This window comes from Micromonospora sp. NBC_01412, from assembly GCF_045040215.1.
Lineage (GTDB): Bacteria > Actinomycetota > Actinomycetes > Mycobacteriales > Micromonosporaceae > Micromonospora > Micromonospora rubida.
In genome coordinates this window covers 3921223-3936043 of the sequence record NZ_CP109528.1, presented here as the reverse complement: position 1 = coordinate 3936043, position 14821 = coordinate 3921223, and the positions used below count along the sequence as shown (strand labels likewise).

The 14821-nt window shown below is 73.1% G+C and carries 13 protein-coding genes; 3 read left to right on the top strand and 10 right to left on the bottom strand.

The genetic code is table 11. The features are described from left to right. Positions 1 to 10 precede the first annotated feature (10 nt). A complete protein-coding gene (locus OG617_RS18155) occupies positions 11 to 1015 on the bottom strand; it encodes a hypothetical protein (RefSeq protein ID WP_405103307.1) in 1005 nt (334 codons plus the stop codon). Between the two features lie 100 nt (positions 1016 to 1115). Here OG617_RS18155 and OG617_RS18150 point away from each other — a divergent pair, with 100 nt between their 5' ends. After that, positions 1116 to 1724 carry a TetR/AcrR family transcriptional regulator gene (locus OG617_RS18150; protein WP_405103305.1) on the top strand — a complete coding sequence of 203 codons (609 nt, stop codon included), beginning with the start codon at positions 1116 to 1118 and terminating at the stop codon, positions 1722 to 1724. 196 nt (positions 1725 to 1920) lie between these two features. Here OG617_RS18150 and OG617_RS18145 read toward each other — a convergent pair whose 3' ends face one another. The 4 genes from OG617_RS18145 to OG617_RS18130 form a co-directional block, all read right to left on the bottom strand. Further along, positions 1921 to 3747 carry a glycoside hydrolase family 13 protein gene (locus OG617_RS18145; protein WP_405103303.1) on the bottom strand — a complete coding sequence of 609 codons (1827 nt, stop codon included), beginning with the start codon at positions 3745 to 3747 and terminating at the stop codon, positions 1921 to 1923. Positions 3748 to 3960: 213 nt separating this feature from the next. Further along, positions 3961 to 4770, bottom strand: coding sequence for a sugar ABC transporter permease (locus OG617_RS18140; RefSeq protein WP_405103781.1), 810 nt, complete (start codon positions 4768 to 4770; stop codon positions 3961 to 3963). Positions 4771 to 4883: 113 nt separating this feature from the next. Continuing rightward, positions 4884 to 6524, bottom strand: coding sequence for an ABC transporter permease subunit (locus tag OG617_RS18135; protein WP_405103301.1), 1641 nt, complete (start codon positions 6522 to 6524; stop codon positions 4884 to 4886). Further along, positions 6524 to 7780: an extracellular solute-binding protein gene (locus tag OG617_RS18130; RefSeq protein ID WP_405103299.1), complete on the bottom strand. Its 1257-nt coding sequence runs from the start codon at positions 7778 to 7780 to the stop codon at positions 6524 to 6526. Before OG617_RS18130 ends, OG617_RS18135 begins: the two co-directional genes overlap by 1 nt. Positions 7781 to 7980: 200 nt before the next feature. Here OG617_RS18130 and OG617_RS18125 point away from each other — a divergent pair, with 200 nt between their 5' ends. After that, positions 7981 to 9069, top strand: a complete 1089-nt coding sequence (locus OG617_RS18125; protein WP_396677677.1) for a LacI family DNA-binding transcriptional regulator — start codon at positions 7981 to 7983, stop codon at positions 9067 to 9069. Positions 9070 to 9231: 162 nt separating this feature from the next. Next, a complete protein-coding gene (locus tag OG617_RS18120; protein ID WP_405103296.1) occupies positions 9232 to 10869 on the top strand; it encodes a glycoside hydrolase family 13 protein in 1638 nt (545 codons plus the stop codon). A 259-nt stretch (positions 10870 to 11128) separates the two neighbouring features. Here OG617_RS18120 and OG617_RS18115 read toward each other — a convergent pair whose 3' ends face one another. The 5 genes from OG617_RS18115 to OG617_RS18095 all read right to left on the bottom strand — a co-directional run bounded on the left by OG617_RS18115 (position 11129) and on the right by OG617_RS18095 (position 14729). Further along, positions 11129 to 11572 (bottom strand): hypothetical protein, encoded by a 444-nt coding sequence (locus tag OG617_RS18115; protein ID WP_405103294.1) that lies wholly within the window; start codon positions 11570 to 11572, stop codon positions 11129 to 11131. A 113-nt stretch (positions 11573 to 11685) separates the two neighbouring features. Then, positions 11686 to 12054 carry a GntR family transcriptional regulator gene (locus OG617_RS18110; RefSeq protein ID WP_405103292.1) on the bottom strand — a complete coding sequence of 123 codons (369 nt, stop codon included), beginning with the start codon at positions 12052 to 12054 and terminating at the stop codon, positions 11686 to 11688. A 1-nt stretch (position 12055) separates the two neighbouring features. Beyond that, entirely contained in the window at positions 12056 to 12979 is a 924-nt protein-coding gene (locus OG617_RS18105; RefSeq protein WP_405103290.1) for a YhjD/YihY/BrkB family envelope integrity protein, read from the bottom strand. Between the two features lie 48 nt (positions 12980 to 13027). Continuing rightward, on the bottom strand, positions 13028 to 13609 hold the full coding sequence (locus tag OG617_RS18100; RefSeq protein WP_405103779.1) for a 2'-5' RNA ligase family protein: 582 nt from the start codon (positions 13607 to 13609) through the stop codon (positions 13028 to 13030). A gap of 100 nt (positions 13610 to 13709) precedes the next feature. Beyond that, the gene (locus OG617_RS18095) at positions 13710 to 14729 is read right to left on the bottom strand and encodes a hemolysin family protein (protein ID WP_405103288.1); all 1020 of its coding nucleotides are present in this window, start codon (positions 14727 to 14729) and stop codon (positions 13710 to 13712) included. Positions 14730 to 14821: the final 92 nt, after the last annotated feature.

The following is a 14821-nucleotide window of genomic DNA, read 5'->3' as shown; positions in this document are numbered from 1 at the left end:
GCGGGGCGGATCAACGCGTGTCGGTGGCCGGCCCCGCCACGTCGCCGCCGTAGGGCGCCGCGCCGACGGCCGGGCGGCGGGCGACCAGCACCAGCACGAGCCCGACCAGTGCGTACCCGGCCAGGACGGCGAGGGGCCGGCCGGCGCCGGCGCCGTCGAAGAAGGCCACCGAGCGGAGCAGGGTGCCGCCGGCACCCACGGGCAGAAACTGACCCACGGCACCCCACGGCTGCGGCAGCAGCTCAGGGGCCGCGCCGACCGCCGAGAGCGGGTTGCCGACCAGGAAGACCAGCAGCGCGCCCAGCCCGATTCCTGCCCGGCCGAGCAGCGCCCCGAGGCCGGCCACCGTGGCCGCGGCGGCCAGCGCGAAGAGCCCGACGGCCGCCCCCTCGACGAACGGGTTCCCGGCGATCACGCCGAGCCAGCCGTGCAGCACGGCGACACCGACTCCCCCGGCGAGGACGCCGAAGGCCACCAGGCCGAGCAGCCGGGCGACCCGGCTCGCGACCAGCAGGGTGAGCAGCGCGCCGGCCGCCATGCCCGCCATCGCGAACGGCAGGAAGCCGGCGGCGAATCCGGCACCCCGGGGATCGTCCGGGTCCGCCGGGACCACCTCGACCACCGGCACCGGGCGGCCGGTGCCGGCGGAGAGCTGGGCCGCCGCCTCGGTGAGGAGCGCGGCGACCGTCGGGCTGGCCGCCGCCGCGGTGTGCAGGGCGACCCCCTCCGGACCGACGACGAAGGCCCCGTACACCTGCCGGTCGCGCAGCGCCCGGTCGGCGGTCGCGGCGTCCGGCAGCGTGGTCACCTCGAATGCGCCCGGCCGCGCGGCGGCGAGCCGGCCGGCCAGCTCGTCGACGGCGGGCGCCGGGCCCGCGACGGCGACAGGCAGGTCGCGCGGCGCCAGGTTGGCCGCCGGACCCGCGAACAGGGGTACGAGCAGCGCCATCAGGACGGCCGCCAGGGCGGCGATCCCGAGGGCGGTCGGCAGGGGCGGCCGGGTGCGGTCCGACATGGGGTCAACTCCTAAAACGAACGCTCATTCTCTTTAAGTTCAGGCTCCTCCTCCGCTCGCGTCACGTCAAGAAACGAACGTTCGCTTTATGATGTATCCCGTGCCACGCGTCTCGCCGGAACACCTCGCCGCCCGCCGCCGCCAGATCGTCGACGCGGCCCGCAGGTGCTTCCTGCGCGAGGGCTTCCACCGCACGACGATGCAGGACGTGATCGCCGAGGCCGGCCTCTCGGTGGGCGCCGTCTACCGCTACTTCCCGAGCAAGGCGGATCTGATCAGCGCGATCGCCGAGGAGGCGGTCGGCGGAGCCGAGATCGTCTTCGACGAACTGCTCCACCGGGAGCCGCCGCTGCCCCTGATCGAGGCACTCGACCGCGCGCTGGCGTACGTGGAGACCCAGGTCGGCGACGACGGCGCCCTGCGGATCGCGGTCCAGGTCTGGGGCGAGGCGCAGCGGGACCCGGTGCTGGCCGAGCTCGTCGCCGCCAAGTACGACGGCTTCCGCCGTCACTTCGAGGCGCTCGTCCGGCGCGCCCAGGGCGCCGGCGAGGTGCCCGCCGACGCCGACCCGGAGGCCGTCGCCTCCGCGCTGTTCGGCCTGGTCCCCGGCTGGTTCCTCCAGCGCCTGCTCACCGGCCACCCGGACCGTGCCACCTACCTCGCAGGCGTCCGCGCCCTCCTACCCCCTAACCCACCCCTACCCCCCTGACCCACCCCACCACCCCACCCCGCCACCCCCGCCACCCCGCTCCGCGATCTTGCACTTTGTGCCCTCGATCTGGGTTGAATGCGCATCTTGTCGGGGCCGCGAGTGCAAGATCGCCGCAGCTGGGGCGGGACGGGGTAAGGCTGAGCGGGGTGGGTAGGGGTGGGGCAGGGTGGGTGGGGGTGGGGGTGGGGGTGGGTCAGGTTAGGCGCCAGGCCTGGAAGGTGGGGCCGTCGGCCGGGAGGGTGATCGTGCCGTCCGCGTCGGGGCGTAGGGCGGGGGCGCCGCCGTGGAGGTTCTCCGCCGGCCGCAGGCCGGTCAGGCGGACCGGGTAACCGGCGGCGCGGCGGGCCAGCACCAGCACCGCCCCGGTCGGGGCCTCGCGCAGGAAGACCAGCGTGTCCGCGTCGGCGTGCAGCCAGCGCAGGCCGCCGTGGCGCAGCGCGGGCTCCGCGCGGCGCAGCGCGATCAACGCGCGGTACGCGGCGAACGTCGAGGCGTCCCAGCTCTCGGGCCGGTGCCACGGCATCGGGGTACGCGAGCTCTCGCCGTTGGCGCCGGTCAGCCCCAGCTCGTCCCCGGCGAAGATCACCGGGGTGCCGGGCATGGTGGCGAGCAGGCCGGCGGCCACCTCCTGCCGGGCCGCGTCCCCGACCACGGTGCGGATCCGGGCCGAGTCGTGCGAGCCGAGCAGCTGCCACGAGTGGGTGTACGACCGCCAGGAGATCAGCGAGCGGTAGGTGTCCATCGTCGCGAGCACCGCGTCCGCGTCCCGCCGCCGGACCCCGCCCGGGGTGCCGAGGAAGTTCGGCACCGGGTCGTCGCCGTGCCGCAGCCAGGACCAGACCGGGTCGGTGAAGCCGACGTAGTTCATCGTGCCGTGCCAGCCGCCCCGGTCCAGGTCGCCGGTGTGGTCGTGGCCGTGCTCGGCCATCAGCAGCCCGTCGGCCCGGGTGTCGGCCACCACCTCGCGCAGCAGCGCCGCCACCTCATGGGTGTACGCGTCGGCGCCCCGCCGGCCGGTCATGTTCGCCACGTCCACCCGCCAGCCGTCCAGCCCGTACGGGGGCCGCAGCCAGCGGCGCAGCAGCGAGTCGTCGGCGGTGGCGAAGCGCCGGCGCAGCTCGGCGCTGCCCCAGTTCAGCTTCGGCAGCGACCTGACCCCGTTCCAGGACTCGTACGACGGCTCCAGGTCGCAGCCGGTCGCCTCGTCGAAGTAGTACAGCCCCCGCTCGGGCGCGGACACGTCGGAGGCTGCCCGGGTGAACCACTCGTGCGCGTCGCCGGTGTGGTTGCTGGTGATGTCGCCGAGCAGCCGCCAGCCCCGGGCGCGTACGGCGTCGGCGAGGCGGGCCAGCGCGGCGTCACCGCCGAGCAGTGGGTCGACGGTGTCGAAGCTGGCCGCGTCGTAGCGGTGGTTGGAGCGGGCCGGGAAGATCGGGGTCAGGTAGACGGTGTTCACCCCGAGGCGGTCCAGGTGGTCCAGCCGCTCGGTGACGCCGTCCAGGTCGCCGCCGTAGAACTGGCGGGGGGTCTCCGGCCCGCGGCCGATCACCGGGGTGTCCCAGTCGCACGGGATGGCCCAGTCCGGCAGGTGCCGGCCGTCGGCGGCGGCGGAGCGGGCGAACCGGTCCGGGAAGATCTGGTAGATCACCGCGTCCCGGGCCCAGGCGGGCGGCGGGGCGTGGGTGACCAGCTTGAAGTCGCCGTTGTCGGGCACGTCGTGGGGCACCACGCCGGCGGCGTTCAGCCAGCGGTAGCCGCGGCTGCCGGTGAGCATGAACCGGTAGTTGCTGACCGGGTTGCGGGCCTCGACGGGGACCCGCCACCAGACCTCGCCGCCGTCGGTGCGGTCGACGGCCGCCTCGGTGAACCGGGGCTCGCCGTCGCCGGTGGTGCGCACGTGCACCTGCCGGACGTCGGCGCCCGCCGGCACCCGGACGAAGACGTCGACGGTGTCGCCGAGCGCGGGTTCCTGCTCGGGGACGTACAGGGCGGATCCGTCGTGGTGCGGCAACAGGGACATCGCGGTGCCTTTCGCGTCGATCGGACGGGGAGAGAAATGGGTCTCCCGCCGCGGCCGGTTTCCCGGCCGCGGCGGTCGATCCGTGCCTGCTCCGGTGTACGTCGGACGCCGACGCCCTTGCCGCAGCGAACGGGAGATCGGGTGGGGATCAGGCGACCGGCGGAGCCGGCACGCTGACCTCGTCCTCCGCCGGAGGACGGCCACCCATCCGATTCATCCCTTGACAGCTCCGGCGGTGAGGCCGGAGACGATGTAGCGCTGGACCATCTGGAAGACCAGCACCGTGGGGATCGCGGTGAGCAGGGTGCCCGCCGCGAAGATCCCGAAGTTGTTGTTGCGTTCGCCGGCCACCAGGCCGAACATGCCGACCGCGAGGGTCTTCGACTCGCTGTTGGTCAGGAAGACGTTCGCCATCAGGAACTCGTTGATGGTGCCGATGAAGGCGAGCAGGCCGGTCACCGCCAGGATCGGCGCCACCAGCGGCAGCATGATCCGGAAGAAGACCTGGGCGTGCGTGGCGCCGTCCACCGTGGCCGACTCGTCCAGCTCCCGGGGGAGCGTGTCGAAGAAGCCCTTCATCAGCCAGGTGTTCACGCCCAGCGCGCCGCCCAGGTAGAGCAGCAGCAGGCCCCACGGGGTGTTGAAGCCGATCGCCGGCCACAGGTCGGTGATCGTCGTGAAGAGCAGGAAGATCGCCACGATCGCCAGGAACTGCGGGAACATCTGGATCAGCAGGAGCGACAACAGCCCGACCCGCCGACCGGAGAACCGCATCCGGGAGAAGGCGTACGCCGCCAGCGCCGACAGGAAGACCGACGCGAACGAGGCCACCCCGGCGATGAGCAGCGAGTTGAAGAACCACCACCCGAACGCCGTACGGTCGAACAGGTTCGTGAAGTTCTCCAGGGACGCCCCGGTCGGCAGCAACTCCGTCGAGGAGAGCGTGCCGAGCGGGTTGAGCGCGGCCGACAGCACGAACAGGATCGGAAAGAGGCTGAACGCGACCGCCAGCACGGCGACCAGGTGGCGCCAGCCGACCTGGACGAACCACCGGTTGCGACGCCGGCCCGTGTTGCGGTTGACGGGTGGGGCGGTGCCGGTCGCGCCGCCCGTGACCGGAGTGCCGCTGGGCGAGGTCACGAGTACACCTCCTCCTGCTTACGGGTGCGCCGGAAGCTCACCGCCGACACCACCGCGACGATGGTGAAGATGAAGATCGACACTGCGGCCGCCAGGCCGAACTGGGCGCCCTGCGCGCCGAAGGCCAGCCGGTACGTGTACGTGATCAGCAGGTCCGTCGCCCCCGCGGTCGGATTGTCCGCCGGGAACGGGCCGCCCTCTGTGGTCAGGTAGATCGCGTTGAAGTTGTTGAAGTTGTACGCGAACGACGAGATCAGCAGCGGGGAGAGCGCGACCAGCAGCAGCGGCAGGGTGACCGCCCGGAACGACTGCCACGGCGACGCGCCGTCGACCGAGGACGCCTCGGTCAGTTCCTTCGGGATGGCCTGGAGCGCGCCCGTGGCGACCAGGAACATGTACGGGTAACCGAGCCAGAGCTGCACCAGGATCACCGCGATCCGGGCCGACCACTCCTGGCCGAACCAGTCCACCCCGAGCCCGAACAGGTTGTTGATCAGACCGAAGTCGGTGTTGAACATGTCCCGCCAGACCAGCAGCATCGCGAAGGACGGCATGGCGTACGGCAGGATCAGCAGGATCCGGTAGATGTTGGTGCCCCGCATCCGGGGCGAGTGCAGCGCCAGGGCGATGAACATGCCCAGGATGAACGTGCCGCCGGTGGAGCCGACGGCGAAGGCGAGGTTCCACAGCAGCGTGCCGAAGAACGGCCCGGAGATGGCCGAGTCGGTGAGCACCCGGGAGAAGTTCTTCAGCCCGACGGTGACCTTCCAGCCCTGGGCCAGCCGCTCGCCGTCGGGGGCGACGAAGGCGCCGGCCTCCTCGTCCGCCGTCCAGGTCTTGCCGGTCTCGATGTCCTTGACGCAGTCGCAGCCGGCGTCGTACGCCCGGATCGCCTTGCCCTCGTAGGCGCGGGACAGGCCGGCGGAGCGCAGCGCGCCGCCGGAGGTCGGCACGACCAGGTCGGTGATCTCCTGGCTGCGGGCACTGGCCTGGCCGAAGTTGAGCATGGTGTAGCCGTCGGCGGCGGTGACCTTGCCGCCCGTGGCCACGGTGACGTCGGCCGGGTCGAGCCGGCGCAGCCCGCCGGCGTCGCCGGCCGAGACGGCGCCGGTGCCCGGGTCGCTGACCAGGAAGACGAGCGGGCCGGTCGCCGGGTCGCCCTGGGTGGCGACGGAGAGGGCGTACTCGGTGGAGCCGGGCACCTGCTTGACCGAGGCGGTCTGGATGGCGACGACAGCGTCTTCCTTGGTGCCGCGGTGGCCGTCGCCGAAGTTCGTGAAGGCGGTGCTCGCCGTGTAGAGCACCGGGACCACCTGGAACGCGATGAGGAACAGCGTGCCGGGGACCAGGTACTTCGCCGGGATGTGCCGGCTGGTCAGGTAGAGGTAGAAGAGTCCGGCGGTGGTGGCTGCCAGCAGGGCCAGCCCGAGCCACTTCTCCGCCTCGATGAGCGGGAAGGCCGCCCAGATCGCGATCCCGGCGGTCAGGCCGAGCAGGACCACCTTGACGAGCAGACCGGTCGTGGTGATCGGCGCGCGGTGTCGCGCGGTGCGGGACTTGCCCGGCAGCCCGGGGCCGGCGGGCTCCCGGCCCGAGGGCTGCGTGGCAGCCCCCGGGCCGGACAGCGACGTGCTCATTACTTGATCTGGCCGGAGATGGTCTTGCCGGCCGCGGTGATCGTCTTGGTCGGGTCGGCGCCGCCGATGATGGCGGCCTCGGCCTTGCCGAACGGGTCCCAGATGGTGGCCATGGCCGGGATCGCCGGGAGCACCTGGCCGTTCTTGCCGGCCTCCTGGAACTTGGCCAGGTCCGGGTCGGCGCCCTTGGCCTGGTCGAGGGCGGCGGTCAGCGCCGGCGGACGGGGCTCGGCGTTGTAGAGCGCCATGGCCAGCTCGGGGGTGGTGACGTGGTTGGCCACGAACTCCTGGGCGAGGGCCTTGTTCTTGCCCTTGGCGGCCACGTAGAACGCCTGGACGCCCACGAACGGCTGGGCCTCCTTGCCACCGGCGAAGCCGGGGACCGGGGAGATGTCGTAGGAGATGTTGGCCTTCTTGGCGTCCGCGACGGCCCACGGGCCGGAGACCAGGTAGGCGCACTTCTTGCCGGTGAACGTGGCGATCGAGTTCTCGGCGGTGATCGAGCGCTTCAGCGCACCGTCGCCCTTCTCACCGAGCTTGGCGATCTTCTTGAACGCCTCGATCGACTCCGGCTTGCCCACGCCCAGGTCCTTCGGGTCGTAGTCGCCGTTGGCGGCCGTGCCGAAGAGGTACCCGCCGCCGGAGGTGTAGAGCGGGTAGAGGTGGTAGGCGTCGCCGTTCTGGCCGGACTGGAGGCAGAGGATCTCGCTGGCCTTCTTCTCGGCCTTGAGCTTCTTGCCGGCGGCGACCAGGTCCTCGATGGTCTTCGGCGCCTCGGGGGCCAGCTCGGTGTTGCGGATCAGCGCCAGGTTCTCCATGGCGTAGGGCACGCCGTAGAGCTGGCCGTTGAACGTGACGGCCTTGACGGCGGTCTCGTTGAAGCCGCTCTTCTGCTCGGCGGCGAGCTGCACGGGGTCGATGGCGCCGTTCTGGACGAGGTTGCCGATCCAGTCGTGCGCGCCGACCACGACGTCCGGGCCGCTGCCCTGCTGCGAGGCGGTCACGAAGTTGGTCTGCAGGTCCTTGGAGACGGCCTGCACCTCGACCGTGACGCCGTTCTCCTGGCCGAACTTCTCGGCGAACGGCTTGAGGGCGGCGGTGCGCTTGTCGTCGGCCCAGATCACCAGCTTGCCGCCGGCGGGGGCCTTGGCGGACTCCTTCGCGGCCGGCGTGCTGCTGTCGTCGCCACCGCCACAGCCGGAGGCGGCCAGCGCCAGGCCGAGGACGGCGACCACACCCGCGGTACGGATGCGCATCGGTACTCCTGTCGTCATGGCGGATGCGCCGGGGGAAGGGCGGCCCGCCCGTGGAAAACCTTTGTAAGTTCTTGCTGCGCGGCGCCCGATTGCTGCGCCGCCGCTCTCGCATGTTGCCGGGACGTTAGCAAGAGGTTGCAAGCAATGGAAGAGTTTGCAGGCGTGTACGCAAGAACTTGCCCGTGGGCTAAAGTTCGCCCATGCGCGCTCGACTGTCCGACATCGCCCAACAGGCCGAAGTCAGCGAGGCCACGGTGTCGCGGGTGCTCAACGACCGCCCCGGCGTGGCCCCCGAGACCCGGCAGGCCGTCCTGACCGCCCTCGACGTCCTCGGCTACGAGCGCCCGGCCCGGCTGCGCAAGCGCAGCGCCGGCCTGGTCGGCCTGGTCGTGCCGGAGCTGGACAACCCGATCTTCCCCGCCTTCGCCCAGGTGATCGAGTCGACCCTGGCGCAGAGCGGGTTCACCCCGGTGCTGTGCACCCAGACCCCGGGCGGGGTCACCGAGGACGAGTACGTCGAGATGCTGCTCGACCGCCAGGTGTCCGGCATCGCCTTCGTCTCCGGGCTGCACGCCGACACCGCGGCCAACCACGACCGGTACCGGGCCCTGATCGCCCGGCCGCTGCCGGTGGTAATGGTCAACGGGTACGTGCCGGGCATCGCCGCGCCCTTCGTCTCCTGCGACGACCGGGAGGCCACCGAGCTGGCCGTGGCCCACCTGGTCGCCCTCGGGCACCGCCGGATCGGCCTGATCACCGGCCCGGACCGGTTCGTCCCGGTGCAGCGCCGGGTGGCGGGCTGGCGGGCCGCCATGGAGCGCCTGGCGGGCCTGTCCGACGCCGAGCTGGACGAGCTGGCCGAGCTGACCCTGTTCGGGGTGGAGGGCGGCGAGGCCGCGGCCGGGCGGCTGCTGGAGCGCGGGGTGACCGGCCTGGTCTGCGGCTCCGACCTGATGGCGCTCGGCGCGGTCCGGGCGGCCCGGCAGCGCGGCCTGTCCGTGCCGGGCGACCTGTCGGTGGTCGGGTACGACGACTCGCCCCTGATGGCCTTCACCGACCCGCCGCTGACCACGATGCGGCAGCCGGTGGCCGCGATGGCGGTGGCCGCCGTCCGGGCCCTGGTCGACGAGATCAACGGGCACGCCGCGCCGCACTCGGAGTACCTGTTCCGGCCCGAGCTGGTGGTGCGCGGCTCCACCGCCGTCGTCCGCCAGGTCGCCGCTGGTCCGGCGGCGGGCGGCCAGACCCGGCAGCGGCCGACGCCCCCGGCTCTCCCCGTCCCCGCCTGAGCCCTCCCCGATCATTCCCGCCACCACCGGCGTCAATTCTTGCGCAAGCCCTGCTTGACTCTTGCAGTGGCCGGGCGGCATTCTGCTCTGACACCCGGGTGACACACCGCCGTGTCACGCCACACCACGCCGTCCCGCGCGACAGAACGGGGATCGCCACCGATGACCGCCAGTAACCCCACGCCGCTGACCTCCGACGACGACTGGTGGCGCTCCGCGGTCGTCTACCAGGTCTACGTCCGCAGCTTCGCCGACTCGAACGGTGACGGCGTCGGCGACCTGCGGGGTGTCCGCGAGCGCCTGCCGTACCTGCGTGACCTCGGGGTCGACGCGCTCTGGCTCACCCCCTTCTACACCTCGCCGATGGTCGACGGCGGCTACGACGTGGCCGACTACCGCGACGTCGACCCGATGTTCGGCACCCTCACCGACTTCGACGCGATGATCACCGACGCGCACGCCCTGGGCCTGCGGATCATCGTCGATCTGGTGCCCAACCACACCTCCAGCGCGCACCCGTGGTTCACCGCCGCGCTCGCCGCCACCCCCGGCTCCCCCGAGCGGGCCCGCTACCTCTTCGCCGAGGGCAGGGGCGCCGACGGCGAACTGCCGCCGAACGACTGGGAGAGCATCTTCGGCGGCCCCGCCTGGACCCGGGTGCCCGACGGCCAGTGGTACCTGCACCTGTTCGACCCGGCCCAGCCGGACCTCGACTGGCGGCACCCCGAGGTCCGCGCCGAGTTCGAGGACGTCCTGCGGTTCTGGCTCGACCGGGGCGTGGACGGGTTCCGCATCGACGTGGCCCACGGCATGATCAAGGCCGAGGGGCTGCCGGACGTCGGCTTCAGCAGCATGACCACCGGCCGGCGCCAGTCGGAGCTGCTCGGCAAGGGCCGGCTGCCGTACTTCGACCAGGACGAGGTGCACGAGATCTACCGGGCCTGGCGGCCGATCCTGGACAGCTACCCCGGCGGCCGGATGGCGGTCGCCGAGGCGTGGGCCGAGACGCCGCAGCGGCTGGCCCGCTACATCGGCCCGGACGAGCTGCACCAGGCCTTCAGCTTCGACTTTCTCGACGCCACCTGGTCGGCCGACTCGTTCCGCAAGGTGATCGACACCGCCCTGGTCGAGGCGACGATCGTCGGCGCGCCGACGACGTGGGTGCTGTCCAACCACGACAAGCAGCGGCACGTCACCCGGTACGGCGACGGCGAGGTCGGGCTGCGCCGGGCCCGGGCGGCCAGCCTGCTGATGCTCGCCCTGCCCGGCTGCGCGTACGTCTACCAGGGCGAGGAGCTGGGCCTGCCGGAGGTGCTCGACCTGCCGGACGAGCTGCGCCAGGACCCGTCGTTCCTGCGCACCGGCGAGAGCCGGGACGGCTGCCGGGTGCCGATTCCGTGGAGCGGCGAGCTGGCCCCGTACGGCTTCGGCCCCGAGGGCAGCGAGCCGAGCTGGCTGCCGGCCCCGGCCACCTGGGCCGCCCTCTCCGTCGCCGCCCAGTCCGGGGTGCCAGGCTCGACGCTGGAGCTCTACCGCACCGCGCTGGGGATCCGGCACTCCCACCCCGCGCTCGGCCCGGACGCCGGCGAGGTGAACTGGCTGGAGACCACCGGCCCGGGGGTGCTGGCCTTCCGCCGGGCCGCCGGCGAGGCCGAGCTGACCTGCGTGGTCAACCTCAGCGACGCCGAGGTCCTGATCGACGGCTACGGCCGGCCGGTCGCCGCCAGCGCGGAGCTCACCGAGCAGGGCGTCGGGCACGTCCTGCCGGTGGACGCCGCCGCGTGGTTCGACCGGCGCTGACCTGGGTAGACTCTCAATTGAGCCCCTGGTCGTCCGTTGTGCCCCGCGCCGACGGGCGGCTGGGCAGTCGACCCCTTGTGGTGGGGGGTGAGGTGCCGCCGGCGCCCCGCGGAGTCCGCTCCGCGGGGCGCCGGCGTCCATCTGGACGGCGGGACCGACACACGGCACGCCGGATCGCGGGACGGGGGAAGTGTTCCCCGTCACCGGAGAATCGGGGCATGGCATACCGGCCCCGGTGACGGGAGCGCCGGCCGCCCGGTCAGCCGCCCTTCTCGGTGAGCAGTTTGGCGATCCGGGCGAAGCCGGCCCGCAGCTCGGCCTCGTCCGGTGCCGGGAGCGGCCCGGTCCGGTCGTCCGCCTCGGCCGCCGCCTCCAACTCGTCGTCGATGACGTCCTCGAAGTCGCCGTAGAGGTCGGCCGCCTCGACCCGGTTGTCCTCGTCCTGAGCGGCGATCTGGGCGGCGGCGATCTCGCTGCGGATCTCGTCCGGCGACAGCGCCGGCAGCAGGGGCTCGACCACCGCCATGAGCTGTTCCTCGGCCACCACCGACTCGGCGAGGGCCAGCGCGTGCGGTCGCTCGTACGGGCCGCAGACCACCGGTTCCCACTCGTCGGCGTCGCCGAGCGGCCCGAAGGTGATGATCCACGGCAGGCCGAGCATCGGCGAGCCTTCCGGCAGGTCCAACGTCACGAGAGCGCCCACGCGCTCATCATGGTGGATTCTCACGTTCACCCGGGTGGCTTTTGCCCGAATTGCCGGTTATCGGTTGTCGGTTGTCGGTCCGGTGCGGGTCCGCCGCCCCGCCCGGGGACCGCTCAGCTCCGCCGGGCCGCGTCCAGGGCGGCCCGGACCAGGTCCAGCGCGGCGTCCGGCGCGACCCCGAGCCGCGCGGCCTCGGCCGCGTAGCCGACCGCCGCCCGCTGCAACCGGTCCACCGCGTCGTCCCGGCCCGGCGCCACGAAGGTGCCGTGCCGCCCCCGCGTCTCCAGCAGCCCGGCGGCCTCCAGCTCCCGGTACGCCCGGGCCACCGTGTTCACCGCGAGCCCCAGCTCACCGGCGAGCCCGCGGACCGTCGGCAGCCGGGCACCGACCGGCAGCCGCCCGTCCCCGATCTGCTCGGCGAGTTGGCCGCGCACCTGCTCGTACGGCGGCACCGGCGACGCCGGGTCCACGACGATCCGCATGTCAGCTCGCTCCCCCGGGCGCACCCGGGTCGGTGTCGGCGTCGATGTCCGCCGGCACCGGCCCCTCGGCCAGGTCCACCACCCGGCCGTACGGGCTGGTCGCGGCGAGCGCCGCGCCGAACAGGACGAGCTGGTTGAGCAGGTAGAGGTAGAGCAGCACGCCGACCGCCCCGGCCACCACCGTGTACGCCGGGTTCCGCTCGGTGCGCACCACGTAGTACCGCCCCAACGTGTTCAGCAGCGTGATCCCGACCGCGACCACGAACACCACCGGGCGCAGCCGGCGCCGGCTCATCCGAAGCCGGGGCACCACCACCAGCAGCGCCGTCGCCAGCACCGCGTTGACCAGCACGCTGAGGGCCGCGCTCACCACCGTCAGCCCCACCGATCCGGTGCTGCGCAGCAGGAACCGCAGCAGCGACTCCAGCGTGTCCACGGCGGCCACCGAGACACCGAGCATCACGAACACCAGCACCAGCACGCCCAGGTCGACCAGCCGGCGCACCACCAGGTTGCCGGGCTGCTGGTTGAGCCCGTATATCAGCCGCTGCGACGAGCGGATCGCCTCCACCCAGCCAATCCCGGTGAAGGCCAGGATGACCAGGCCGATCACGCCGACGGTGCCGCTGCTCTGGGCGATCTGCGCCGGGTCCAGGAAGGGCAGGTTCTCCCGGAGGAACCCGGCGGCGGAGGCGCTGATCTCGTCGTTGTCCTCCAGGATCGCCCCGAAGATCGAGTACGCGACCAGGGCGAGCGCGAAGACCGCGAAGAAGCCGTAGTACGCGATGGCCGCCGCCAGCCGCGCGGCGAGCACCTCGCCGTAGAGCGCCCCGGCCCGCCACAGGTGGTCGAACGTCCGTGACCGGCGCCGCGCGCCGTCGACCCGCCGGCCGATGCCGGCCTCGATCCGCCCGATCACGTTCACGCCGTCATCCTCGCCGATCGGCCGCCGACACGTCGACGGCCCGCGGGTTCAGACGCCGAGCAGGAAGTCCCGGCGCGGCTGCCACCGAGCCTGCCCGCTGTGGGAGAAGAGGGTGAACGAGTCCACCTCGAACATCGCCGAGAAGTCGGCCAGGTCCTCGTACGCCTTGTCCAGCGCCTCCGGCGCGACGTCCTGCGCCACCGTGACGTGCGGGTGGTACGGGAAGCGGGCCTCCCGGTGCAGCTCGGGCGCGGCGCTGATCGCGGCGGCCAGCAGCTCGCACTCGCTGATCCCGGCGGCCACCGCCACGAAGACCACCTGGGTGACCGGGCGGAACGTGCCGGTGCCGCGCAGGTGCAGCGTGAACGGCAGGTGGGCGACGGCCACCGCGGCGAGGTGCCGCTCGACCGCAGGCAGCGCCGCCACCGGGATCTCGGTGGGCCCGAGCAGCGTCACGTGCGCCGGGACCACCAGGGGGTCGCCGGCCTCGACCCGGCGCCGGGTGAGCGCCCCACCCCACGGCTCCGGGATGTCCACCGCGATCCCGAGCTGGATGGTGTCGCCGACCACCGGCGCCCCGCCACTGCGATCCACGCTCCGCGCCACCCCTCCGGCCACCGACCCGTCCATCCGCACCGTCGCGTCCATCCGCACCGTCGCGTTGCGCCGGCTACTCGAAGCGCACCGGCGGGAACATGCCGGCAATTCTGTCAGCACCCCCCGGCGTACGTCATGACGGGCCGGCGGGTCGGCTCTCGGCCGCCGGCACCGTGGCGGCGACCTCGCGCCGCGGCTCGGGCAGGCGCACCGCGGAGACCGCGAGCCGGGCCACCCGGCGCCCCTCCAGCGTGAGCACCCGCAGCAGCCACCCCCCGGGCGGGACGTCTGGGGCGCCGCCGTCGCCCGGGGCCGGGGGCACCGGCACCTCGTCGCCGTCGATCGGCAGCCGGCCGAGCGCCGCCATCACGTACCCGCCGACCGTCTCGTACGGGCCGGCGGGCAGCCGCACCCCGGTGCGCTCGGCGAAGTGGGCGAGGTTGAGCCGGCCGTCCACCACGGCGGGCAGCCCGGCCAGCGCCGGCTCGGGGGTGCCGTCGTGCTCGTCGTGGATCTCCCCGACCAGTTCCTCGATCAGGTCCTCGCACGTGACGATGCCGGCGGTGCCGCCGTACTCGTCGACCACCACCGCCAGGTGGTGGCCCTCGCGGCGCATCTCGGTCAACGCGGCCAGCACCCGCTTGCTGCCGGGCAGCCGCTTCACCTCCCGGGTCAGCTCGCCGACGGTGGTGTTCGGGTCGAAATCGGGGCGCAGCAGCACGTCGCGCAGGTGGACGAAGCCGACCACGTCGTCGTGGGTGCCGTCGACCACCGGGTAGCGGGTGTGCGGCTCGGCCCGGACCAGCCGCTCCGCCTCGGCCAGGCTCAGCCCGGCGGAGAGGAAGACCACCTCGGTGCGGGGCATCATCACCTCACGGACCAGGCTCGCGCCGGCCACCAGCACCTCGTCGATGATCCGCCGCTCGTCCGGGTCGAGGACGGTGTTGGCGGCGACCAGGTCGCGCAGCTCCGCCTCGCTGATCCGTTCCCGGCCGGCCGCGGGGCTGGCCCCGAGCAGGTCGGTGACCATCCGGGTGGCACCGTCGGCGGCCCGGACCACCAGCCGGGCGACCGCCCGGGCCAGCGGCCCCGGAACGCGTCGGGCCCGCCCCGGCGATCGTCGTCGGAGCCCGGGACCGCCCGCTTCCCGCATGCCTGTAGATGGTAGAGCCCCGAAGGCCCGGCGACGGGGCGTGCGGCCACAGCGAGCCGCCGTAGGGTGATCACGAACGGCCCCGCGAGGCG

What these genes read in the sequence shown, in the direction of transcription:
- OG617_RS18155 (WP_405103307.1), bottom strand. Translation starts at nt 1,015, where the DNA reads ATGTCGGACCGCACCCGGCCGCCCCTGCCGACCGCCCTCGGGATCGCC.
- OG617_RS18145 (WP_405103303.1), bottom strand. Translation starts at nt 3,747, where the DNA reads ATGTCCCTGTTGCCGCACCACGACGGATCCGCCCTGTACGTCCCCGAG.
- OG617_RS18135 (WP_405103301.1), bottom strand. Translation starts at nt 6,524, where the DNA reads ATGAGCACGTCGCTGTCCGGCCCGGGGGCTGCCACGCAGCCCTCGGGC.
- OG617_RS18130 (WP_405103299.1), bottom strand. Translation starts at nt 7,780, where the DNA reads ATGCGCATCCGTACCGCGGGTGTGGTCGCCGTCCTCGGCCTGGCGCTG.
- OG617_RS18125 (WP_396677677.1), top strand. Translation starts at nt 7,981, where the DNA reads ATGCGCGCTCGACTGTCCGACATCGCCCAACAGGCCGAAGTCAGCGAG.
- OG617_RS18120 (WP_405103296.1), top strand. Translation starts at nt 9,232, where the DNA reads ATGACCGCCAGTAACCCCACGCCGCTGACCTCCGACGACGACTGGTGG.
- OG617_RS18110 (WP_405103292.1), bottom strand. Translation starts at nt 12,054, where the DNA reads ATGCGGATCGTCGTGGACCCGGCGTCGCCGGTGCCGCCGTACGAGCAG.
- OG617_RS18100 (WP_405103779.1), bottom strand. Translation starts at nt 13,609, where the DNA reads ATGGACGGGTCGGTGGCCGGAGGGGTGGCGCGGAGCGTGGATCGCAGT.
- OG617_RS18095 (WP_405103288.1), bottom strand. Translation starts at nt 14,729, where the DNA reads ATGCGGGAAGCGGGCGGTCCCGGGCTCCGACGACGATCGCCGGGGCGG.